16 protein-coding genes are annotated in these 22,414 nt (G+C 59.4%); 9 read left to right on the plus strand and 7 right to left on the minus strand.

The genetic code is table 11. The features are described from left to right. Nucleotides 1-214: 214 nt before the first annotated feature. From ebgA to ygjK, 6 genes are all read left to right on the plus strand, one after another. The gene (ebgA, locus tag ABLU80_RS18285) at nucleotides 215-3,307 is read left to right on the plus strand and encodes a beta-galactosidase subunit alpha (RefSeq protein WP_213795813.1); all 3,093 of its coding nucleotides are present in this window, start codon (nucleotides 215-217) and stop codon (nucleotides 3,305-3,307) included. Beyond that, a complete protein-coding gene (locus tag ABLU80_RS18290; RefSeq protein ID WP_213795814.1) occupies nucleotides 3,304-3,753 on the plus strand; it encodes a beta-galactosidase subunit beta in 450 nt (149 codons plus the stop codon). Before ebgA ends, ABLU80_RS18290 begins: the two co-directional genes overlap by 4 nt. Before the next feature lie 94 nt (nucleotides 3,754-3,847). After that, nucleotides 3,848-5,281 (plus strand): amino acid permease, encoded by a 1,434-nt coding sequence (locus ABLU80_RS18295; protein WP_009485171.1) that lies wholly within the window; start codon nucleotides 3,848-3,850, stop codon nucleotides 5,279-5,281. 229 nt (nucleotides 5,282-5,510) lie between these two features. Beyond that, nucleotides 5,511-6,944 (plus strand): amino acid permease, encoded by a 1,434-nt coding sequence (locus ABLU80_RS18300; protein ID WP_020317094.1) that lies wholly within the window; start codon nucleotides 5,511-5,513, stop codon nucleotides 6,942-6,944. A gap of 13 nt (nucleotides 6,945-6,957) precedes the next feature. After that, nucleotides 6,958-8,016, plus strand: a complete 1,059-nt coding sequence (gene ygjJ / locus ABLU80_RS18305; RefSeq protein WP_020317097.1) for a protein YgjJ — start codon at nucleotides 6,958-6,960, stop codon at nucleotides 8,014-8,016. Nucleotides 8,017-8,033: 17 nt separating this feature from the next. Beyond that, nucleotides 8,034-10,385, plus strand: a complete 2,352-nt coding sequence (ygjK, locus tag ABLU80_RS18310) for an alpha-glucosidase (RefSeq protein WP_348850295.1) — start codon at nucleotides 8,034-8,036, stop codon at nucleotides 10,383-10,385. Between the two features lie 44 nt (nucleotides 10,386-10,429). On the opposite strand, the gene lsrG is transcribed toward ygjK, so the two are convergent. From lsrG to lsrA, 6 genes are read right to left on the minus strand one after another with little or no spacing between them, the layout of a single operon-like run. After that, on the minus strand, nucleotides 10,430-10,726 hold the full coding sequence (gene lsrG / locus ABLU80_RS18315; RefSeq protein ID WP_004181386.1) for a (4S)-4-hydroxy-5-phosphonooxypentane-2,3-dione isomerase: 297 nt from the start codon (nucleotides 10,724-10,726) through the stop codon (nucleotides 10,430-10,432). After that, nucleotides 10,723-11,610: a 3-hydroxy-5-phosphonooxypentane-2,4-dione thiolase gene (gene lsrF / locus ABLU80_RS18320; protein ID WP_002917724.1), complete on the minus strand. Its 888-nt coding sequence runs from the start codon at nucleotides 11,608-11,610 to the stop codon at nucleotides 10,723-10,725. Before lsrF ends, lsrG begins: the two co-directional genes overlap by 4 nt. An 11-nt stretch (nucleotides 11,611-11,621) precedes the next feature. After that, a complete protein-coding gene (gene lsrB, locus ABLU80_RS18325) occupies nucleotides 11,622-12,623 on the minus strand; it encodes an autoinducer 2 ABC transporter substrate-binding protein LsrB (RefSeq protein WP_004144833.1) in 1,002 nt (333 codons plus the stop codon). Between the two features lies 1 nt (nucleotide 12,624). Then, nucleotides 12,625-13,623, minus strand: coding sequence for an autoinducer 2 ABC transporter permease LsrD (gene lsrD / locus ABLU80_RS18330; RefSeq protein WP_015369590.1), 999 nt, complete (start codon nucleotides 13,621-13,623; stop codon nucleotides 12,625-12,627). Then, complete coding sequence (lsrC, locus tag ABLU80_RS18335) at nucleotides 13,624-14,658, minus strand: autoinducer 2 ABC transporter permease LsrC (protein WP_348850297.1); 1,035 nt, start codon at nucleotides 14,656-14,658, stop codon at nucleotides 13,624-13,626. Beyond that, the gene (gene lsrA, locus ABLU80_RS18340) at nucleotides 14,655-16,142 is read right to left on the minus strand and encodes an autoinducer 2 ABC transporter ATP-binding protein LsrA (protein ID WP_348850321.1); all 1,488 of its coding nucleotides are present in this window, start codon (nucleotides 16,140-16,142) and stop codon (nucleotides 14,655-14,657) included. Before lsrA ends, lsrC begins: the two co-directional genes overlap by 4 nt. Before the next feature lie 218 nt (nucleotides 16,143-16,360). On the opposite strand from lsrA, the gene lsrR reads away from it, so the two are divergent. The 3 genes from lsrR (at nucleotide 16,361) to ABLU80_RS18355 (ending at nucleotide 21,171) form a co-directional block, all read left to right on the plus strand. Then, entirely contained in the window at nucleotides 16,361-17,332 is a 972-nt protein-coding gene (gene lsrR / locus ABLU80_RS18345) for a transcriptional regulator LsrR (protein ID WP_004174223.1), read from the plus strand. 37 nt (nucleotides 17,333-17,369) lie between these two features. After that, on the plus strand, nucleotides 17,370-18,962 hold the full coding sequence (lsrK, locus tag ABLU80_RS18350; protein WP_348850298.1) for an autoinducer-2 kinase: 1,593 nt from the start codon (nucleotides 17,370-17,372) through the stop codon (nucleotides 18,960-18,962). Nucleotides 18,963-19,149: 187 nt separating this feature from the next. Beyond that, entirely contained in the window at nucleotides 19,150-21,171 is a 2,022-nt protein-coding gene (locus ABLU80_RS18355) for an NADPH-dependent 2,4-dienoyl-CoA reductase (protein ID WP_348850299.1), read from the plus strand. Nucleotides 21,172-21,279: 108 nt separating this feature from the next. Here the strand turns inward: ABLU80_RS18355 and rlmG are convergent, their stop codons facing one another. After that, nucleotides 21,280-22,410: a 23S rRNA (guanine(1835)-N(2))-methyltransferase RlmG gene (gene rlmG / locus ABLU80_RS18360; protein WP_015369585.1), complete on the minus strand. Its 1,131-nt coding sequence runs from the start codon at nucleotides 22,408-22,410 to the stop codon at nucleotides 21,280-21,282. Between the last annotated feature and the right edge of the window lie 4 nt (nucleotides 22,411-22,414).

Here is a 22,414-nt window from a genome sequence, read left to right on the forward strand (position 1 = left end):
CTACCCGCATCCTGTTACCCGGCGGCGCTGCGCCTGGTCGGGCTACCGGTCCTGGCCGGAACGCCATTCTGTAGGTCGGGTAAGGCGAAGCCGCTACCCGACACAAAGCGGTTCATTTTGTGATCGAGTTAAAGTAAATCATCCCTGGCGATTTTATTTAGTAAAAGTTTTACTAAAATAAGTTTTATCTTATTAAGCCGTTCAGGGAGGCGATATGAATCGCTGGGAAAACCTTCAACTCACTCATGAAAACAGGCTGGCGCCGCGGGCGTATTTCTTCTCTTACGACTCACTGGCCCAGGCGCGGACCTTCGCCCGCGAAACCAGCAGCCGCTTCCTGTCCCTCAGCGGGCAGTGGAACTTCCGCTTCTTCACCAACCCGTTGCTGGTACCGGAGAGCTTTACCTCATGCTATCAGAACGAGTGGGGGCCGATTACCGTACCGGGCATGTGGCAGATGGAAGGCCACGGCCAGCTGCAGTACACCGACGAAGGTTTCCCCTTCCCCATCGACGTGCCCTATGTCCCGACCGATAACCCGACCGGCGCCTACCAGCGCCTGTTTACCCTCGGCGACGGCTGGCAGGGCAAACAAACCATCATCAAATTCGATGGCGTCGAAACCTATTTCGAAGTCTACGTTAACGGCCAGTACATCGGCTTTAGCAAAGGCAGCCGCCTGACCGCCGAGTTCGATATCAGCGCGGCGGTGAAAACCGGCGACAACCTGCTGTGCGTGCGCGTGATGCAGTGGGCGGACTCCACCTATATTGAAGATCAGGACATGTGGTGGTCGGCGGGCATTTTCCGCGACGTCTATCTGGTGGGGAAAAATCCGCTGCACGTGCAGGATTTCACCGTGCGCACCGATTTTAACGATGACTACATCGACGCGATCCTCTCCTGCCAGCTGACGCTGGAAAACCTGGCTCCGCAGACGACGGCGGCAACGCTGGAATATACCCTGTTCGACGGCGAAAAAGCGCTTTATTCGGGCAACGTCGGTCAACTGCAGGTCAGCCAGCAGCTAAATACCGGCTTCACGATTGATGTGAGCGCGCCGCAGCAGTGGTCGGCGGAAAGCCCGTATCTCTATCATCTGGTGCTGACGTTAAAAAACGCCGCCGGCGAGGTGCTGGAAATCATCCCGCAGCGCGTCGGTTTCCGCGATATCAAAGTGCGTGACGGCTTGTTCTACATCAACAACCGCTACGTAATGCTGCACGGCGTGAACCGCCACGATAACGACCATCTGAAAGGCCGCGCGGTCGGCATGGATCGCGTGGAAAAAGATCTGCTGTTGATGAAGCAGCACAACATCAACTCGGTGCGCACCGCCCACTACCCGAACGACCCGCGTTTCTATGAAATGTGCGATATCTACGGACTGTTCGTGATGGCGGAAACCGATGTGGAATCCCACGGTTTCGCCAACGTCGGCAACCTCAGCACCATCACCGACGACCCGGCCTGGGAACACATCTACGTTGAGCGCATCGTGCGCCACGTTCACGCGCAGAAAAACCATCCGTCGATCGTCATCTGGTCGCTGGGTAACGAATCCGGCTATGGCTGCAACATCCGCGCCATGTACCACGCCACCAAAGCGCTGGATGATACCCGGCTGGTGCACTACGAAGAGGATCGCGACGCCGAGGTGGTGGATATCATCTCCACCATGTACACCCGCGTGCCGCTGATGAACGAATTTGGCGAACATCCACATGAAAAACCGCGCATTATCTGCGAATACGCCCATGCGATGGGCAACGGTCCCGGCGGATTAACCGAATACCAGAACGTCTTCTACCAGCATGACTGCATCCAGGGCCACTACGTGTGGGAATGGTGCGACCACGGTATTCAGGCCAGCGACGAAAACGGCGCGGTGTGGTACAAATTCGGCGGCGATTATGGCGACTACCCGAACAACTACAACTTCTGTCTCGATGGTCTGATTTTCTCCGACCAGACGCCGGGGCCGGGCCTGCGCGAATACAAGCAGGTCATCGCCCCGGTGAAAGTACAGGCACGGGATATCTGCCGCGGCGAACTGCGGGTGGAAAACAAACTGTGGTTCTCCACTCTCGATGACTACACCCTGCGCGTTGAAGTCCGCGCCGAAGGCGAAACGCTCTCCAGTCAGCTGCTGAAAGTGAAAGACCTGGCGCCGAACAGCGGCCGCGACCTGCAAATCGCCCTGCCGCAGCTCGACGAACGTGAAGCTTTCGTCAACATCATGGTGACCAAAGATTCGCGCACCCCGTATAGCGAAGCCAATCACGATATCGCCGTCTATCAGTTCCCACTTAAAGCGCGAACCGCCGCGCGAACGCCGCTGTTAAACGCCAGCGCCACGCCGCTGCAGATTGTCGATGAACGCCTCAGCTACACCATCTGCGGCCATAACTTCCGCGTGGTGTTCAGCAAGGTCAGCGGCAAACTCAGTGAATGGCAGGTCAACGGCGTCGACCAGGTGACCCGCGAGCCGAAGATTAACTTCTTCAAACCAATGATTGATAACCATAAACAGGAATACGAAGGACTGTGGCAGCCGGCCCACCTGCAGATAATGCAGGAGCATCTGCGCGAATTCAGCGCTGAAATAGAGGGCGAAACGGTGGTGATCACCACCCGCAGCGTGATTGCGCCGCCGGTGTTCGACTTCGGTATGCGCTGTACCTATCGCTGGCAGATTACCCCGCAGGGCCACATCAACGTTGAGCTGGCCGGCGAGCGCTACGGCGACTATCCACACATTGTCCCGTGCATCGGCTTTATGCTGGGCATTAACGGTGAGTTCGACCAGGTGAACTACTATGGCCGCGGGCCGGGCGAGAACTACGCCGACAGCCAGCAAAGCAACATCATTGATATCTGGCATACCACTGTCGACGATATGTTCGTCAATTATCCATTCCCGCAGAACAACGGTAATCGTCAGCACGTGCGCTGGGCATCGTTCAGCGACCGCCACGGCAGCGGTCTGCTGGTCGTTCCGCGCAATCCGCTCAACGTCAGCGCATGGCACTTTACGGCAGAAAACCTGCACGCCGCCCAGCACTGCAACGAACTGCAGCGCAGCGATGACATCACCCTGAATATCGATGCACAACTGCTCGGCCTCGGCTCCAACTCCTGGGGCAGCGAAGTGCTGGATAGCTGGCGCGTCTGGCTCAACACCTTTAACTATGGCTTTACGCTGCTGCCGCTGGAGGGCGGATGCGGCACCTCGCAGGTACTGGCGAACCATAGCTTCGGCGCCGGTTTCTTTTCCCCCGTTGCACACAGCGAGGCTGAACAATGAGAATTCTCGATAATTTAGAACAGTTTAAGCAGGTTTATCATAGCGGCCGCAAATGGCAGCGCTGCGTGGAAGCCATCAATAACATCGACAACATCCGCCCGGGCGTGGCGCATTCCATTGGCGATTCGCTCTCCTATCGGGTGGAAACCGATAGTACGACCGACGCGCTATTTGTCGGCAACCGCCGCTACTTTGAGGTGCACTATTACCTGCAAGGGCAGCAGAAAATCGAGTTTGCCGCCAAAGAAAATCTGCAAACCGTCGCCTGCTACCGCGACGAAACCGATCGCGAATACCTGAAAGGGATCGGTGACACGGTGAAGGTTCACGAAGGGCAGATGGTGATTTGCGATATCGACGAAGCCTACCGCTTTATCTGCGATGCGCCGGTAAAAAAAGTGGTGCTGCGAGTCACGGTTGAAGACGGATACTTCCTCAATAAGTAAACCCGCGTTAAGCGACAAGGGAGGTCAACGGGTACGCCCGTTGGCCTTTCGGTTCCAGCCCGCTAAAGCGGGTAGATGAATGATTGGAGGACGTATGTCCGAGTCTGTACGTGCCAAAATCGGCAAGTTCGCGCTGCTATCGATGGCCTTTACCGCCGTCTTTAACGTGCGAAATATCGTCAATAATAACATCGAGTTAGGTCTCAGTTCCGCGCCTATCTTCTTATTCGCCACTATCGTTTACTTTATCCCGTTCGTGTTTATCATCGCCGAATTCGTCTCGGCCAACAAACACTCCGAATCCGGGATGTACGCGTGGCTGAAGCAGCCGCTGGGTACCCGCGCCGCCTATCTTGGTTCCTTCCTCTACTGGTTTGTGAACCTGTTCTTTTTCCTCTCGCTGTTGCCGAATGTAGTGGCCTACGCCTCATACGCGATCACCGGGTACGCGATCCCCTTCTCGCCGATGGTGACCTCGCTTATCTCCATCGTGCTGTTCGCCATGGCCACCCATATATCCACCAAAGGGGCGACCTGGCTGGGTAAAATTTCCGAATGCGTGGCCTACGGCGTGTTCGCTTTGTTCGCGATTTACGTCGTCGGCGCGCTGACCGCACTGGGTTCCGGTCATGTCCCGGCGCAGCCGATTACCCTGGCGGCGATGGAGCCGACCATCAACTGGGCGACGCTCGGTATCATGTGCTGGATTTTCCAGGCCGCGGGCGGCGCGGAAACCGTTGCCGCCTACCTCAACGACACCAAGGGCGGGCAGAAATCCTTTATTAAAGTCATCATCACCGCCGGGGTGCTGATTGGCGGTATGTACGCCTTAGGTTCGCTGCTGGTTAACGTCTTTGTCGCCCGTGAAAACCTGACCTACGCCGGCGGAATGGTGGAAATCTTTACCGGTCTCGGCGCCTACTTCCACATTTCTGAAGCGCTGATGGGCCGCTTCGTCGGCATCATCCTGTTTATCGCTATCTTCGGCAGCATGATGATGTGGACCGCCGCGCCGGTCAAAATCCACTTCTCGGAAATCCCGAAGGGTATCTACGGCCAGAAAACCACCGAGCTGAACGCCCACGGCGTGCCGGTACGCGCCGCCTGGTGGCAGTTCCTGTTCGTTTTCCTGATGTTGATTGTTAACGGCTTCGGCTCCGCCAGCGTGCAGCAGATGATGAACACCGCCATTAATCTCACCGCCGGTACCGCCATGCTGCCGCCGCTGTTCATCATGGCCGCCTACTTCGTCTTCCGCTGGAAACACGATGACACGCCGCGCGACTTCCGTATGGGCTCGAGGAAAGTGGGCATGAGCGTGGTATCGATGCTGATAGTGATTTTCGTGGTTAGCATGACCGCTTCCGCCTTCCCGCCGGGTGTCGATCTGGTTAACGCTTTCTTTATCAACGTCTTTATGACCGCGGTCTTCTCCGGCCTGGCGTGGTGGTGGATCACCCGCTTTGAAAAAAAGCAGCAACGTCTGCGCGCCGCGGCGCCGGTTAACGCTGCCGCCGCCGGTAAATAACGTTCCTGTCGTCCCGTCAGCCCCTCGGCGGCTGGCGGGATTTTTTTATCCCTCGCCTGATTACGTATTACTCAACCTTTTTCGTGATCGAGTTAAAGCTATTCGGTTTCTTTACTTCTATTTACTAAAACTTTTACTAAAATCGACATTAATCCTTAACTACCTCTACCCTACAAACAACACAACCCCCTTCAGCGACCCTCTGAAGGACAATGTGTGGAGATGTGTTATGTCTGATACTAAACGTAATACCATCGGCAAGTTCGGCCTGTTATCGCTGACCTTTGCCGCCGTTTACAGTTTCAATAACGTCATCAACAACAATATCGAACTGGGGCTGGCGTCGGCGCCGATGTTCTTCCTCGCTACCCTGTTCTACTTCATTCCGTTTTGCCTGATTATCGCCGAGTTCGTGTCACTGAATAAAAACTCCGAGGCCGGGGTTTACGCCTGGGTGAAGAGTTCGCTCGGCGGCCGTTGGGCGTTTATCACCGCCTATACCTACTGGTTCGTAAACCTGTTTTTCTTCACCTCGCTGCTGCCGCGCGTGATCGCCTATGCCTCTTACGCCTTCCTCGGCTACGAATACATTCTGACGCCGTTTGCCACCACCGTGCTGAGCATGGCGCTGTTCGCCTTCTCCACCTGGATCTCCACCAACGGCGCGAAAATGCTGGGACCTATCACCTCCGTTACCTCATCGCTGATGCTGCTGCTAACGCTCTCCTATATTTTGCTGGCCGGTACCGCGCTGGTAGGCGGCGTGCAGCCAGCGGATCCGATCACCGTCGAGGCGATGATCCCTGACTTCAACTGGGCGTTCCTTGGTATTACCACCTGGATCTTTATGGCGGCGGGCGGCGCGGAATCGGTGGCGGTATACGTCAACGATGTGAAAGGCGGCTCGAAATCCTTCGTCAAAGTGATCATCCTCGCCGGGATCTTCATCGGCGTGCTGTACTCGATCTCCTCCGTGCTGATCAACGTCTTCGTCAGCAGTAAAGAGCTGAAGTTTACCGGCGGATCGGTGCAGGTGTTCCACGGCCTGGCGGCTTACTTTGGCCTGCCGGAAATTCTGATGAACCGCTTCGTCGGCCTCGTTTCGTTTACCGCGATGTTTGGCTCGCTGCTGATGTGGACCGCCACCCCGGTTAAAATTTTCTTCTCGGAAATCCCCTCCGGCATCTTTGGTAAGAAAACCGTCGAGCTCAATGAGAACGGCGTCCCGGCGCGCGCGGCCTGGATCCAGTATCTGATCGTCATTCCGCTGATGATTATCCCGACGCTGGGATCCAACACCGTGCAGGATCTGATGAACACCATCATCAACATGACCGCCGCCGCTTCCATGCTGCCGCCGCTGTTCATCATGCTGGCCTACCTCAACCTGCGCCGCAAGCTCGACCATCTGCCGCGCGATTTCCGCATGGGCTCGCGTACTACCGGCATCGTGGTGGTATCCATGCTGATTGTGATTTTCGCCATCGGTTTCGTCGCCTCAACCTTCCCAACCGGTGGCAACATCCTGACCATCATTTTCTACAACGTCGGCGGGATCGTGATTTTCCTTGGCTTCGCGTGGTGGAAATACAGCAGATACGTCAAAGGATTAACCCAGGAACAACAACAAATAGAAGCGGCTCCGGCTTCCCATACCTCTTAAATACCTTAAAAAAATGAAAACTAACTCTTACTTATACGGGGCACTCGTTGCCCTGGCTTTTTGCGCCCCTGCGGCGGCCGCTGAGACTGTCCATCCGGCCGAGCACGACGATACCAAAACGCCGGAATTAACCACCACCTCCTATCGCTTTTACGGCGAGTTGGGGGTTGGCGGATATATGGATTTAGAAGGCGAGGACAAACATAAATACAGCGATGGCACCTATATCGAGGGCGGGCTGGAGGTCAAAAACGGCCACTGGTTCGGGCTGATTTACGGCGAAGCCTGGACGGTACAGGCCGATAGCCAGGGCAATGCCTGGACGCCGGGCCACAGCTGGGGCGGCGTGGAAGGCGGCCTTAACCGCCTCTATGGCGGCTATAAAACCGATAACAACACCGAGATCATGCTCAGCCTGCGCCAGGACTCGTCGCTGGACGACCTGCAGTGGTGGGGCGACTTTACCCCCGATCTGGGTTACGTGATCCCCAATACCCGCGACATCATGTACGCGCTGAAGGTACAAAACCGCAGCGGCGATTTCCGCTATAGCGTCACCGCCACGCCGGCCGGGCATCACGATGAAAGCAAGGCCTGGCTGCACTTCGGCAAATACGATCGCTATGACGATAAGTACACCTATCCGGCGATGATCAACGGCTACGTGCAGTACGACATCGTCAAAGACGTCACCTGGATGAACGGCCTTGAAGTGACCGACGGCACCGGGCAGCTATTCCTGACCGGCGTTCTGTCGCCCAATCTGGCCTTCCGCGCCTGGCACCATACCGGCCGCGCCAAAGGGCTGGATGTCCCCGGCAGCGAAACCGGCTTTATGGCCAGCGCCATGTATGAAGCATTAAGCGGGCTCTACTTCTCCACCGCATACAGCTACGCCAAACACCGCCCGGACCACGCCGCTGATGAAACCACCGCGTTTATGCAATTTGGCATCTGGTACGAATACGGCGGCGGGCGTTTCGCCACCGCCGCCGACAGCCGTTTCTATACCAGCAACGCCAGCGGCGACCCGAGCGACAAAATTTTCCTGATGCAATACTTCTACTGGTAACAAGGAGCCGAGATACCATGAACTTCACCACTACGCTGACGCCGCTGGCCTGCGCGCTGATGCTGAGTTTTTCCGCCCATGCCGTCACCGCGCAGGCGTTTAAAAACGTCATCGACCGCAGCGGCGCGCCGCAGTATATGCAGGATTTCGACGCCGACGACCACCAGCGCTTCAACCCCTTTTTCGACCTCGGGGCGTGGCACGGCCACCTGCTGCCCGACGGCCCGGCGACCATGGGCGGCTTCCCCGGCCCGGCGCTGCTGACCGAAGAGTACATCAACTTTATGGCCACCAACTTCGATCGCCTGACGGTATATCAGAACGGCAAAAAGGTCGATTTCACCCTGCAGGCCTGGAGCCTGCCCGGCGCGCTGAAACAAACGCTGACCGCCCCCGGCGTGAAGGTGGAGATGACGCTGCGCTTCGCCAGCGCCCACACTTCACTGCTGGAGACCAAAATCACCAGCAACACTCCGCTAAAGCTGGTGTGGGATGGCGAACTGCTGGAAAAACTGGCCGCCAAAGAGGGTAAAGCGCTATCGGACAAAACCATTGATGAAGCCTTCCCGGACTATCAGCGCCGTCTGAGCGCCACGCCCGACGGCCTGACGGTCAGCTTTGGCAAGGTTCGCGCCGCCTCCGACCTGATGACCTCCGGCGAATCGCAGTATCAGATCCACCGTTCGCTGGTAACCGAGACCCGTATCGACGGCCACCGCTTTACCAGCAGCGCGGAGATCCGCGGCTCCACCACCCTCTACACCACCTATTCGCACCTACTCACTGCGGAGCAAGCGCGGCGGGAAAAAGCGCAGATCCGCGATATTCTGGCGCGCCCGGCTTACTATCTCACCGCCTCCGAACAGCGCTGGGACGGCTATCTGCAAAAAGGGCTCAGCAACCCCGACGCTACCGCCGAACAGACCCGCGTGGCGGTGAAAGCTATTGAAACGCTCAACGGCAACTGGCGCGCGCCGGGCGGCGCGGTGCATTACCATACCGTCACCCCATCCGTGACCGGCCGCTGGTTCTCCGGCAACCAGACCTGGCCGTGGGATACCTGGAAACAGGCCTACGCCATGGCCCACTTCAACCCGGATATCGCCAAAGAGAATATCCGCGCCGTCTTCTCCTGGCAGATTAAAGCCAATGATAAGGTGCGCCCGCAGGATGCCGGATTTGTGCCCGATCTGATTGCCTGGAACCTGAGCCCCGAGCGCGGCGGCGACGGCGGCAACTGGAACGAACGCAACACCAAGCCAAGCCTCGCGGCCTGGTCGGTGATGGAGGTGTATAACGTCACCAAAGATAAAGCGTGGCTGGAAGAGATGTATCCGAAGCTGGTGGCCTATCACGACTGGTGGCTACGCAACCGCGACCATAACGGTAACGGCGTGCCGGAATATGGCGCGACCCGCGATAAGGCGCACAACACCGCCGACGGCACCATGCTGTTCACGGTGAAAAAAGGGCAAACCGAGCAGACACTTTCCGGCCTTCGCGCCTACGAACAGGTGACGGCCAAAGGCGATTACGACAGCCTCGAAATTCCGGCGCAGGTAGCGGCGTCGTGGGAGTCCGGGCGCGACGATGCGGCGGTATTTGGTTTTATCGATAAAGAACAGCTGGATAAATACGTCGCCAACGGCGGCAAACGCAGCGACTGGACGGTGAAATTCGCCGAAAACCGCGACCGCAACGGCAACCTGCTGGGGTATTCGCTGCTCCAGGAATCGGTCGATCAGGCCAGCTATATGTACAGCGATAACCACTATCTGGCGCAGATGGCGACCATTCTTGGCAAAGCGGAAGAGGCAAAGCGCTATCAGGCGCTGGCGACGAAGCTGGCGGATTATATCAATACCTGTATGTTCGACCCGCAGACTCGTTTCTATTACGATATTCGTATCGAAGAACAACCGCTGGCCAACGGCTGCGCCGGTAAACCGATCGTCGAGCGCGGCAAGGGGCCGGAAGGCTGGTCGCCGCTGTTTAACGGCGCGGCGACGCAGCAACATGCTGACGATGTGGTTTCGGTGATGCTCGACCCGAAAGAGTTCAACACCTTTGTGCCGCTGGGGACCGCCGCGCTGACCAACCCGGCCTTTGGCGCCGATATTTACTGGCGCGGACGGGTGTGGGTGGATCAGTTCTGGTTCGGCCTGAAGGGAATGGAGCGCTACGGTCATCGCGATGAGGCGCTGAAGCTGGCGGACGCCTTCTTCCAGCACGCCAAAGGCTTAACCGCCGATGGCCCGATTCAGGAGAACTACAATCCGCTGACCGGCGCCCAGCAGGGGGCGCCCAACTTCTCATGGAGCGCGGCGCATTTATATATGTTGTATAACGAGTTTTTCCGTAAGCCGTAGCGTTTTCCCCTCACCCTACCCCTCTCCCACAGGGAGAGGGAACCTCACACCTGCGGTAACAGGCCGATAAAGCTGCGCTTCTGCCGCGGCTGCGACATCATCTCCTCCAGCTTTTCGACGCAGGCTAAATAGTGCGGCGTCTTCTTATGCGCCAGCACCGCCTCATCGTCTTTATAGGCTTCGTAGATAAAAAAGCGGGTTTTCACCTCGGGATCCTGCAGGACATCAAAGCGCAGGTTGCCTGGTTCCCGCAGCGCGCCCTCGTGGTTGGCGCGAAACACCTCGAGAAACTCATCCACCCGCTCGGGTTTAATATTGATCTCCACCAGCGTCACGTTCATTTCAGCTCTCCCTGTTTTTCTTCCTGCCAGAACTGATACGCTTCGCGCGCGTTCAGATTCTCATGCACCACCTTTTTCACCGCCTTCAGCATCGCGCGCGGGGCGCTGGACTGGAAGATATTGCGCCCCATATCCACCCCGGACGCCCCCTGGTCGATCGCCCGCCAGCACATCTCCAGCGCCTCATGCTCCGGCAGTTTTTTACCGCCAGCGATAACGATCGGCACCGGACAGCTGGCGGTCACTTTTTCAAAGCCTTCCTCAACGAAATAGGTCTTCACAAACTGCGCCCCCATTTCGGCGGCAATCCGGCTGGCCAGCGAGAAGTAGCGCGCATCGCGGGTCATCTCTTTGCCGACGCCGGTAACCGCCAGTACCGGCATACCGTAGCGATTACCGGCATCCACCAGTTTGATGATGTTATTGATCGACTGATGTTCGTATTCGCTGCCGATATAAACCTGCGCCGCCACCGCGCAAACGTTGAGACGCAGCGCGTCTTCCATCGCCACCGCCACGCATTCGTTGGAGAGTTCGCTCAAAATCGAATTGCCGCCGGAGGCGCGCAGCACCACCGGCTTATTGGTGGCCGCCGGTACCTGGCTGCGCAGTACGCCGCGGGTGCACATCAGCACGTCGGTGTCGGCAAACAGCGGCGCAATCGACAGGTCGATACGCTCAAGCCCGGTCGTTGGCCCCTGGAAGTAGCCGTGATCGAAGGCCAGCATCACCGTGCGATTGCTGTGCGGATTAAAGATGCGCGCCAGCCGCGACTGCATGCCCCAATCCAGCGAGCCGCAGCCTTTCAGGGTATACAGCGTGTTCTGCTGCGGGCGGTCGATACCGAAGTCCTTACCCTCTTTGATGTCGTCTAAATCAGCCATCTCATCCTCCGTCAGAAGTCGTAGTTGTTGATGTTCTCTTTGCTGAACACCACGCGCTCCGGCAGCAGCACGATACCGTTGCCCTTCGCCTCATATTGGTAGCCCTGCACGCTATTCGGTTCGACCTTCAGCGAGCCGATATCTTTCACCTCAACGCTGTCGCCGACGTTAAGATCGCCCTTTTTCAACAATCGATCGGCGACGTTAACCGCAATTTTGCCCTGCTGAACCACATCCCACAGGCCGAACGCTTTCACCGTGCCGCGCTCAACGTACGGGCGCATCACGTTCGGTGTACTAAAGCCGACGATCGCCACGCCCTGACGCTTGAGGTTCTCCGCCGCCTGCGCCGCCGCCGGCAGCGCATTGGCATCCGGCGCGATAATGGCGTCGAGATCCGGATACGCTTTTAAGATCCCCTCGGCGGTTTGCAGCGATTTGGTGGCATCGTTATAGCCAAACTGGGTGGTGACGATTTGCCACTGCGGATGCTCTTTTTCGATTTTGGCTTTGGCTTCCTTCACCCACTGGTTCTGGTCGGTCACCGTCGGGCTGGAGTAGAAAAACGCGACTTTGGCGGCAGGTTTGCTGACCTGCTTTTCCGCCATCTCGACCAGCAGGCCGCCGAGCTGCTGCGGCGTGCCCTGGTTGATATAGATGCTGCGGCACTCCGGCTTGGTATCGGAATCCCAGGTCAGGACTTTCACCCCGCGCTGCATCGCCCGCTTCAGCGCCGGACACAGGCCGTCCGGCGAGACGGCGGAGACGATAATCGCGTTGTAGCCCTGGTTGACGAAGTTGTTGATAAGCTGCACCTGGCCGGAGACGCTGGGCTCGGTGGGACCGTCATAGGTGACATCCACGCCCAGCGCTTTCCCCGCCTCTTTCGCGCCGTTGCCGCCGCTGGTAAAGAAGCCGACGCCGACCAGCTTAGGAATAAAGGCGATGCGGTCCGCCGCCTGTGCGGTGACTACGCTCATCGCCAGCGCCAGCACGATCAGTTTTAATTTCATTTTATGCTCCGATTGTTTTATGCGAGAAAAGACGCCGCCAGGTCGCGCGCACCCATTCACGGTGCAGGCTCAGCGAACGCCCCATCACCACCACAACCAACAGCGCCCCTGACAGCGCGCTCGACACCTGGTTGGGGATGCCGACCATCTGTAAACCCTGTTGCAGATACCCCACCAGCAATGCCGCCAGCGCGGTACCCAGTATCGATCCCGAGCCGCCGTAAATATTGGCCCCGCCGAGCACCGCCGCGGTCAACGCCGGCATCAGCAGGTCGCGGCCTAAATCCGAACGCGCCGAGCCGAAATAGGAGACCATCACCAGCGCCGCGACCGCCGAGGCGACGCCAACCAGGCCATACAGCACGTACGGGATGCCGTTCACCGACAGCGCGGCATAGCGCGCGGCGCGCGGGTTTTGCCCGAGTAAAAAGAGGTGGCGGCCAAAGCGCCCGCGATGGGCCAGTAGCCAGAAGAAAAAGGTGATAATCGCGAATAGCACCAGCGGCAGCGGCAGTCCGGCGAGGGTTAAATTGGCGAAGGCGGTGAAGCTATCGGGAAAACCGCCAATCCCCTCGTAACCGGTCGCGCCGGCCATCCCGGAAAGCAACAGCGCGCCGCCGCCGTACAGATATAGCGTACCAAGCGTGATCACCAGCGGGCTGATGCCGGTGTAGTGAATCAGCGCGGCGTTGAATAACCCGCATAGCAGCCCCAAGAGCAACGTCAGCGATACCGCGAGCCACAGCGGCCAGCCCGCCTGGGTCATCACCCCGAGGGCGATGGCGCACAGGCCGATGGTCGAGCCCAGCGAAATATCGATCCCGCCGCTGATGATCACCAGCGTCAGCGGCAGCGCGACGATGCCGATGCAGATAAAGTCGCTGGTGCTAAAGAGCAGCATATTGATATCCAGCATGCGCGGATTCAAAGCGCCGAATAGCAGGATTTCCGCGATCAGCAACGCCAGCAGCGCGCTTTCCCAGTTAAGCTTCAGCTTCATTTAAGCCACCTCTTTGCTTTTGCGTTCGGGAAAGCGGGCAACCTGTTTGCTTCCTTTGTTACCTGGCTGGAAACGGCTGTACTTCAGCGCCCGCTGATGGCGGGCCAGCGCCTGGCGCAGGCGGCCATCGAGCACCAGCACGCCGAGCAGCACCAGGCCAGCGATAAAGTCATTCCACCAGGCGGGAAGGCGGAACAGCACCAGTACGGTGTCAATTTGGGTGAGGAAAAAGGCGCCGAGAAACGCGCCAAGCAACGTGCCAGTGCCGCCGAGCAGCGAGATCCCGCCCAATACGCAGGCGGCGATGGCTTTCATCTCCAGGCCGCTGCCGGTCTGATTAGGCACAAAACCAATCTGCGCGGCGAAGACGATCCCGGCGCAGGCCGCCAGCATACCGTTGAGGGTAAAGGCCAGCATCCGCGTACGGTTGACCGCCACCCCCAGCTGGCGCGCGGCGGCGAGGTTATCGCCAACGGCGTAAAAATCACGACCAAAGGCGGTACGCGACAACAGCCAGCCGCCTGCCAGCAGCAGCGCCAGCACCAGCCAGCCCAGCGGCGACACGCCGATAAACGCGGGCTCCGAGAGCGATTTCAGGCTGTCGGGCAAACCCTCGATCCATTTCCCGCCGGTCCACAACAGCATCACCCCGCGATACAACCCCAGCGTACCGAGCGTCGCGACGATCGCCGGGATGCGCAGCCCCACCACCAGCAGGCCGTTAAAAGCTCCGGCCAGCGCGCCAATCGTCAGCGCGAAGGCGATAGCCGTCGCCAGCCCGTAACCGTTGTTCAGCGCCACGCCGACGGTGATGGCGCACAGCCCAACGGTCGAGCCTACCGACACATCAATATTGCGGGTCAGCATCACCAGCGTCGCGCCCAATGCCAGCAGGCAGAGGATCTGCGAGCTGGCGAAAATCATCGCCAGGGTCTGCAGGCTGAAATAGGCTGGATTGAGCGCCACCAGCACGACAAAGAGCGCCACGATGGCAAAGAAGGCGCTCAGTTCGCGATTCTTCAGTAACGTTTTCATGCCTGTCCTCCGAAGGCCAGGGTCATCATGCGATCGACGGTCACCGCCTGCCGCGCCAGCTCACCGCTGTAGCGGCCCTGATGCATCACCAACACCCGGTCGGCAAGATCGACGAACTCATCCACATCGGAAGAGATCATCAGCACCGCCACGTTTTGCGCGGCAACGCTTTTTAGCAGTTGATAGATATCGGCGCGGGCGGAGACATCCACGCCGCGCGTCGGCTCATCGACAATCAGCAGTAACGGATTAGCTTCCAGACAGCGCGCCAGCAGCACCTTTTGCTGGTTACCGCCAGAGAGAGTGCGCACCGGCTGATCGCCATCGGCCAGCTTGATCCCCAGCGCCCGGTGATAGCGTTCAACCACCGCCGCCTCCCGTTTCCCCTGCTGCCACCACGACGGCTGATTGAACATCACCGTGTTCCAGCGCACCGGCGCATCGAGAAACAGCCCCGAGACCTGGCGGTCTTCCGGCAGATAGACCAGCCCGCTGGCCAACCTGGCGCGGGTGCTGTCGCGGCTAATTTCGCGGTTCTCAAGCCAGATTCGCCCGGCGCGCGGTGGACGCAGGCCGTATAAGGTTTCGGCAAATTCGGTGCGCCCGGATCCCACCAGCCCGGCCAGACCGACGATCTCTCCGGCGCGGATCTCCAGATTGAGATCGATAAAGCCTTCGCCGGTAAGATCTTCCACCCGCAGCACGGGAAAGTCCTGCGGTTGCGTACGGCGGTTGCCCGGTAGCGACAGCCACAGCTTTTGCGTGTCGCTCAGCGTATGGTCACGGCTGACCGGCGTCATCGCGTTAATCAGTTGTTCGTCGCGGTATGCCGCGGTCTCGCCGCCCAGCACCACCGCGCCGTCGCGCATCACCGAAATATGACTGGCAAGCTGGCGGATTTCGGGCAATTTGTGTGAGATAAAGACGATCCCAACGTCCAGCGCCTGTAACGCTCGGATCTGGCTAAAGAGCCTCTCGGTTTCACCCGGCGTTAAAGAGGCGGTGGGTTCATCCAGGATCAGGATCCTGGCCTCGCGCATCAGCCCGCGCAGGATCTCGACCATCTGTTGATCGGCTACCTCGAGCGTGCTGGCGCTGGCGTCGAGGTTGATCTGGCAGTTCAGCTGCCGCAGTTTGTCCTGCAACCGCGCGACGGTATCCGCCCGCTTCGGCAGGCGGAAAAGAATGTTCTCGCGCACGCTGAGGTTGGGAAACAGCATCGGCTCCTGCGGCACCAAATAGATGCCTAACTGATGAGCCAGCGCCGGATTGAGGCGCGCAAACGCGCGTTCGCCGATCGTCAGTTCACCGCTATCCGGCGTTTCGACGCCGGCGATGATCTTCATCAGCGTCGATTTACCCGCGCCGTTGCCGCCCATCAGCGCATGCACCTGGCCCGCGCCTAGCGTGAAATCAATGCCCTTGAGCACCGCAACGCCGGAGAACTGTTTGCAAATCTGGCGAGCTTCAAGCAGTGGCTTCATCATCGCGCCTCGATTGAACAAATGATTTTTAAATTTAATAATGTTCAAAAGCGTAGACGGTGAACTATATTTACAACCGTGCGAAGATCACACTTTGGTGCTTTAGATCGTCAGGAAAAAATGGGTCAGCGATGAAAGATCCGTTTTGCCAGTCGGCTCACACTTTCCGACCGCGCAATAGCGAACATATGATCTAAATTTTTATAAGAGTTCAATTTATGAGCGAAAAACGCATTACGGAAGAGAACCGCTACGCCGGGCTGGCGTTAGCCGAGGAAGAGCTGGTGGCGCGGGTGGCGTGGTGCTACTACCACGACGGCCTGACGCAAAATGACATCGGCGAGCGTTTGGGGCTGCCGCGGCTGAAGATTTCTCGCCTGCTGGAGAAAGGCCGCCAGTCCGGGGTGATCCGCGTGCAGATCAACTCGCGCTATGAGGGCTGTCTGGCGCTGGAAAGTGAACTCCAGCAGCGTTTTGGCCTCAAGATTGCCCGCGTTCTGCCGGCGCTCAACACCCCGCCGATGAATACCCGGCTGGGTATCGGCGCGGCGCAGTCTCTGATGGGCATTCTGCAACCGGGGCAATTATTGGCAGTCGGTTTCGGCGAAGCCACCATGAGCTGCCTGCAGCATCTCAGCGGCTTTATCGGCTCGCAGCAGGTGCGGCTGGTGACCCTCTCCGGCGGCGTCGGCCCCTATATGACCGGCATCGGCCAGCTTGATGCCGCCTGCAGCGTCAGCATTATTCCGGCGCCGCTGCGGGTCTCTTCGGCGGAGGTCGCCGAGATCCTGCGCCGCGAGTCGAGCGTGCGCGACGTGATGCTGGCGGCGACGGCGGCGGACGCGGCGGTGGTTGGCATTGGCGCCATCGATCAGCGGCGCGACGCCACCATTTTACGCTCCGGCTATATCAGCGAGGGCGAACAGCTGATGTACGCGCGCAAAGGCGCGGTCGGCGACATTTTAGGTTATTTCCTGCAGGCCGACGGCCGGCCGGTAGAAGGACTGGAGATCCATCGGGAACTGCTCGGCGTAACCCTGGATGAGCTGGCGCAGCTGCCAACCATCGTCGGCGTCGCCGGGGGAGAACAAAAAGCGCAGGCGATTCATGCCGCTCTGATTGGCAAGCGCATTAATGGCCTGGTAACGGAAGAGACAACAGCACGCGCGGTGCTCGCACTGGCCTCCTGACGGCCTGGCGCCGCGCGACAACAGCGAGGCGCATGTCATGAGTTACCTGTTAGCGTTAGATGCCGGGACCGGCAGCATTCGGGCGGTCATTTTCGATCTTAATGGCCGCCAGCTGGCGGTAGGCCAGGCCGAATGGAAACACCTGAGCGTCGATAACGTCCCCGGCTCGATGGAGTTCGACCTTACTACCAACTGGCAACTGGCCTGCCAGTGCATTCGCCAGGCGCTCGACGCCGCCCGACTCTCTGCCGCCGATATTCAGTCCGTCGCCTGCTGTTCGATGCGCGAAGGGATCGTCCTCTATGACCGCGACGGCGAGGCCATCTGGGCCTGCGCCAACGTCGATGCCCGCGCCAGCCGCGAAGTGGCGGAGCTTAAGGAGATCCACGACTATCGTTTTGAATCCGAGGTATACGAGGTCTCGGGACAAACCCTGGCGCTTAGCGCCATGCCGCGCCTGCTGTGGCTGGCGCACCACCGCCCCGATATCTACCGCAAAGCGGCAACCATCACCATGATCAGCGACTGGCTGGCGGCGAAGCTATCCGGCGAGCTGGCGGTCGACCCGTCAAACGCCGGCACCACCGGCATGCTCGACCTGTTCAGCCGCGACTGGCGCCCGGCGCTGCTGGATATGGCCGGGCTGCGCGCCGATATGCTGTCGCCGGTCAAAGAGACCGGTACCCTGCTGGGCGCCGTCACCGAAGCGGCGGCGCAGCAGAGCGGCCTGCGCGCCGGGACACCGGTGGTGATGGGCGGCGGCGACGTCCAGCTCGGCTGCCTGGGCCTTGGGGTGGTGCGCGCCGGGCAAACTGCGGTACTAGGCGGCACTTTCTGGCAGCAGGTGGTCAACCTGCCGCAGGTGCGTACCGATCCGCAGATGAATATTCGCGTTAATCCTCATGTCATTCCCGGCATGGCGCAGGCGGAATCGATCAGCTTCTTTACTGGCCTGACCATGCGCTGGTTCCGCGACGCCTTCTGCGCTGAAGAAAAACTGATTGCCGAGCGGCTCGGCGTTGATGCCTATTCGCTGCTGGAAGAGATGGCCAGCCGCGTGCCCGCCGGTTCCCATGGCGTGATGCCTATTTTTTCCGACGCCATGCACTTTAAGCAGTGGTACCACGCCGCGCCGTCGTTTATTAACCTCTCCATCGATCCGGAGAAGTGCAACAAAGCGACCCTGTTCCGCGCGCTGGAGGAGAACGCGGCGATTGTCTCCGCCTGCAACCTGGCGCAGATTTCGCAGTTCTCCGGCGTGACATTCGAGAGCCTGGTGTTTGCCGGCGGCGGCTCTAAAGGCGCGCTGTGGAGCCAAATCCTCAGCGACGTCACCGGCCTGCCGGTGCGGGTGCCGGTGGTCCGCGAAGCCACCGCTCTGGGCTGCGCCATCGCCGCCGGAACCGGCGCCGGACTGTATGGCGATATGGCCAGTACAGGAGAACGGTTAGTGAGCTGGCACCGCGAGTTCACCCCAAATCCGCAGCATCGCGAGCTGTATCAGGAGATGATGAGCAAGTGGCAGACGGTGTACGCCGATCAGCTTGGCCTTGTCGATAGCGGGCTGACAACATCGATGTGGCAGGCACCGGGCCTGGAGCGCCGCCAGCGCGTAGCGTCTTCCCCGTAACCCTAACCACCGGTACCGATCCGCCTTTCCCCCTCTCCCTTTGGGAGAGGGCCGGGGTGAGGGACAACGATTTCCGTTATTTGAATCCCATCACAATCACCGCACTCCCCTTTTCCCTTTTTCTCCGCGACGGCTAAATTAGTAACTCATCCGACCACATAACAATAATTTTACATTGGAAGCCACTATGAGCCGCTATCCGTCGCTTTTCGCCCCGCTTGAGCTGGGCTTCACAACGCTCAAAAACCGCGTGTTGATGGGCTCAATGCACACCGGGCTGGAAGAGCTGCCGGACGGCGCGCAGCGGCTGGCGGCCTTTTACGCCGAACGCGCCCGTCACGGCGTGGCGCTGATCGTCACCGGCGGCATCGCTCCGGCGCCCTCTGGCGTCACCATGGCCGGCGGCGCGGTACTCAACGATGCCAGCCATCTGGCGCACCATCGCCATATTACCGACGCGGTACATCAGGAAGGCGGCAAAATCGCCCTGCAGATCCTGCACACCGGGCGCTACAGCTACCAGCCCGCGCTGGTGGCCCCTTCGGCGCTACAGGCGCCGATTAACCGTTTTACACCCCATGAACTGAGCCACGATGAGATCATGACGCTGATCGATGATTTTGCCCACTGCGCCCAACTGGCGCGTGAAGCGGGCTATGACGGCGTAGAAGTGATGGGCTCTGAGGGCTATCTGATTAACGAATTTCTCGCCGCGCGCACCAACCAGCGCGACGACCAATGGGGCGGCGATTATGTCAGGCGCATGCGTTTCGCCGTAGAGGTGGTTAAGGCGGTACGCCAGCGCGCCGGTCACGATTTCATTATCATCTACCGCCTGTCGATGCTCGATCTGGTCAACGACGGCAGCACGCTGGCGGAAGTCACCGAACTGGCCAAAGCGATTGAAGCGGCGGGGGCGACAATTATCAACACCGGGATTGGCTGGCACGAAGCGCGCATTCCGACCATCGCCACGCCGGTACCGCGCGGAGCTTTCAGTTGGGTCACCCGCAAGCTGAAAGGCGCGGTGTCGATCCCGTTGATCACCACCAACCGCATCAACGACCCGCAGGTCGCGGAGGATATTCTCGCCCGCGGCGATGCCGATATGGTATCGATGGCCCGCCCGTTCCTCGCCGACGCCGAATTTATGTCGAAAGCGCAGCGCGATCGCGCCAGGGAGATCAATACCTGCATCGGTTGCAACCAGGCGTGTCTCGATCGGATCTTCGCCGGCAAAGTCACCTCTTGTCTGGTCAACCCGCGCGCCTGTCATGAAACCCTGATGCCGGTCCTGCCTGCCAAAGCGCCTAAACGGCTGGCGGTCGTCGGCGCCGGGCCGGCCGGTCTGGCCTTCTCCGTTAACGCCGCCGCCCGCGGTCATCATGTCACGTTGTTCGATGCGCTCCCGGAGATCGGCGGCCAGTTTAATATCGCCAAACAGATCCCCGGCAAAGAGGAGTTTCACGAGACGTTGCGTTACTACCGCACCATGCTCGATCTTCATGGTGTCGATCTACGCCTGAACACCCGCGTCACGACAGACGATCTGCTGGCGTTCGATGAGACGATCCTCGCCACCGGCATCGCCCCGCGCCTGCCGGCGATCGACGGGATCGATCATCCCAAAGTGCTGAGCTACCTTGATGTCTTGCGCGATAAAGCGCCGGTTGGCGCGAAGGTGGCGATTATCGGCTGCGGCGGCATCGGCTTCGACACCGCGATGTATTTAAGCCAGTCGGGCGCGGCCACCAGCCAGGATATCGGCGAGTTCTGCCGCGAATGGGGTATCGATACCAGCCTGCAAACGGCGGGAGGGCTGAGTGCTGAAGGCCCACAGCTGAGTAAAAGCCCGCGACAGATTGTGATGCTACAGCGCAAAGCCAGCAAACCGGGCGAAGGGCTCGGCAAAACCACCGGTTGGATCCACCGCGCGACGCTGCTGGCGCGCGGCGTGAAAATGATCCCGGCGGTCAGCTATGAAAAGATCGATGATGAAGGGTTACATGTCACTATCGGCGGCGAGCGCCAACTGTTGGCGGTCGATCAGGTGGTGATCTGCGCCGGCCAGGAACCACGCCGCGAGCTGGCGGATCCGCTGCGCGCGGCGGGGAAAACGGTGCATCTCATCGGCGGTTGCGACGTGGCGGCGGAGCTGGATGCGCGTCGGGCGATTGCCCAGGGCACAAAACTGGCGCTGGCGATTTAGCCGTGTCCCGGGGGCGGCGCGATGCGCCTTCCCCGGGCTACCACGATAATCCCGAACGGTAGCCCGGCTAAGGCGCCAGCCGCAAGCCGGGGGAAACAGCGACATGCATCAGCGCTGTTTACGCACCTTGGTTGCTTTCAAAATGACAAACTTATTGTTCGTCGCAATCGTCGTGCAATTACCAAAAGCGCGCTTCAGCTTACGGAAGTAATCGAGGTGGCGGTTGCCGACGACGTACAGCTCGCCGCCATATTTCAGGCTGCGGCGGGCATCGTTAAACATCTGCCAGGCGATATGGTCGGTAATGGCGTGCTGCTGATGGAACGGCGGATTACACAGAATCGCCGTAAAGCGGTCGGGCTCAATGCCGGAGAGCGAGTTGTTGACCATAAATTCACAGCGTGCGATATCGTCCGGCAGGTTGCGCTCGACGTTCAAACGGCTGGAAGCCACCGCCATGTGCGACTCATCGGTGAACATCACGCTGGCGTTTGGATTTTGCGCCAGCGCCTGCAGGCCAATCACCCCATTGCCGCAGCCGAGATCGGCGATCTCGCCTTCTAAATCAGACGGTAAGTGCTGAAGGAAGAAACGCGCGCCGATGTCCAGGCCGCTGCGGGCAAAAACGTTGGCGTGGTTATGGATGGTCCACGGCGTACCGTCCAGCTTCCAGCTGTAGGTTTGCGGCGCATCGGCAAGCTTGGGGGCGGTGAAAACGCAGTGGATCAGACGCGCTTTTTTCCACGCCAGCGAGGTGGTGGTAGTGCCGAGGATTTTTTCAAACAGCGCCAGCGTCGAGTTGTGCACATCTCGGGCTTTCGCCGCGGCGATAATGCGGGTTTCCGGCGTCACCACTTCGCGCAGCGCGCGCAGTTGCTGTTCCAGCAGCGCCAGCTGTTTTGGCACCTTAATCAGCACCAGCGCCGGCGCGGCCGGCAGCGGGCTCAGGCTATCCTGAAAGCGCACGCTCTCTTCATCGATACCGTTCATCCGCAGGTTGTGGCGGGTCGCCAGCTCGGAAATAAAGGAATCGTTGATGCTGACCGGGTTGCGCTCCGCCAACGCGCAGGAGAGCGCGCCGAAGCCGTCGTTGAAGATGAGCGTCAGGCCGTCGACGTCATTCACCTGTTGCAGCAGATATTCATCCGCCGCTTCCCATGCCTGAAGCGCTTCTTCTTCAGCGTTAGGTGGGAACCGCTCTAATGTGAATAACTCACCGTTTAACTCTACCTGGCTCATCGCC

Origin of the sequence: Klebsiella sp. CN_Kp104, assembly GCF_040064515.1 — a bacterium.
Lineage (GTDB): Bacteria > Pseudomonadota > Gammaproteobacteria > Enterobacterales > Enterobacteriaceae > Klebsiella > Klebsiella aerogenes.

What these genes read in the sequence shown, in the direction of transcription:
- ebgA (WP_213795813.1), top strand. Translation starts at nt 215, where the DNA reads ATGAATCGCTGGGAAAACCTTCAACTCACTCATGAAAACAGGCTGGCG.
- ABLU80_RS18290 (WP_213795814.1), top strand. Translation starts at nt 3,304, where the DNA reads ATGAGAATTCTCGATAATTTAGAACAGTTTAAGCAGGTTTATCATAGC.
- ABLU80_RS18295 (WP_009485171.1), top strand. Translation starts at nt 3,848, where the DNA reads ATGTCCGAGTCTGTACGTGCCAAAATCGGCAAGTTCGCGCTGCTATCG.
- ABLU80_RS18300 (WP_020317094.1), top strand. Translation starts at nt 5,511, where the DNA reads ATGTCTGATACTAAACGTAATACCATCGGCAAGTTCGGCCTGTTATCG.
- ygjJ (WP_020317097.1), top strand. Translation starts at nt 6,958, where the DNA reads ATGAAAACTAACTCTTACTTATACGGGGCACTCGTTGCCCTGGCTTTT.
- ygjK (WP_348850295.1), top strand. Translation starts at nt 8,034, where the DNA reads ATGAACTTCACCACTACGCTGACGCCGCTGGCCTGCGCGCTGATGCTG.
- lsrG (WP_004181386.1), bottom strand. Translation starts at nt 10,726, where the DNA reads ATGAACGTGACGCTGGTGGAGATCAATATTAAACCCGAGCGGGTGGAT.
- lsrF (WP_002917724.1), bottom strand. Translation starts at nt 11,610, where the DNA reads ATGGCTGATTTAGACGACATCAAAGAGGGTAAGGACTTCGGTATCGAC.
- lsrB (WP_004144833.1), bottom strand. Translation starts at nt 12,623, where the DNA reads ATGAAATTAAAACTGATCGTGCTGGCGCTGGCGATGAGCGTAGTCACC.
- lsrD (WP_015369590.1), bottom strand. Translation starts at nt 13,623, where the DNA reads ATGAAGCTGAAGCTTAACTGGGAAAGCGCGCTGCTGGCGTTGCTGATC.
- lsrC (WP_348850297.1), bottom strand. Translation starts at nt 14,658, where the DNA reads ATGAAAACGTTACTGAAGAATCGCGAACTGAGCGCCTTCTTTGCCATC.
- lsrA (WP_348850321.1), bottom strand. Translation starts at nt 16,142, where the DNA reads ATGAAGCCACTGCTTGAAGCTCGCCAGATTTGCAAACAGTTCTCCGGC.
- lsrR (WP_004174223.1), top strand. Translation starts at nt 16,361, where the DNA reads ATGAGCGAAAAACGCATTACGGAAGAGAACCGCTACGCCGGGCTGGCG.
- lsrK (WP_348850298.1), top strand. Translation starts at nt 17,370, where the DNA reads ATGAGTTACCTGTTAGCGTTAGATGCCGGGACCGGCAGCATTCGGGCG.
- ABLU80_RS18355 (WP_348850299.1), top strand. Translation starts at nt 19,150, where the DNA reads ATGAGCCGCTATCCGTCGCTTTTCGCCCCGCTTGAGCTGGGCTTCACA.
- rlmG (WP_015369585.1), bottom strand. Translation starts at nt 22,410, where the DNA reads ATGAGCCAGGTAGAGTTAAACGGTGAGTTATTCACATTAGAGCGGTTC.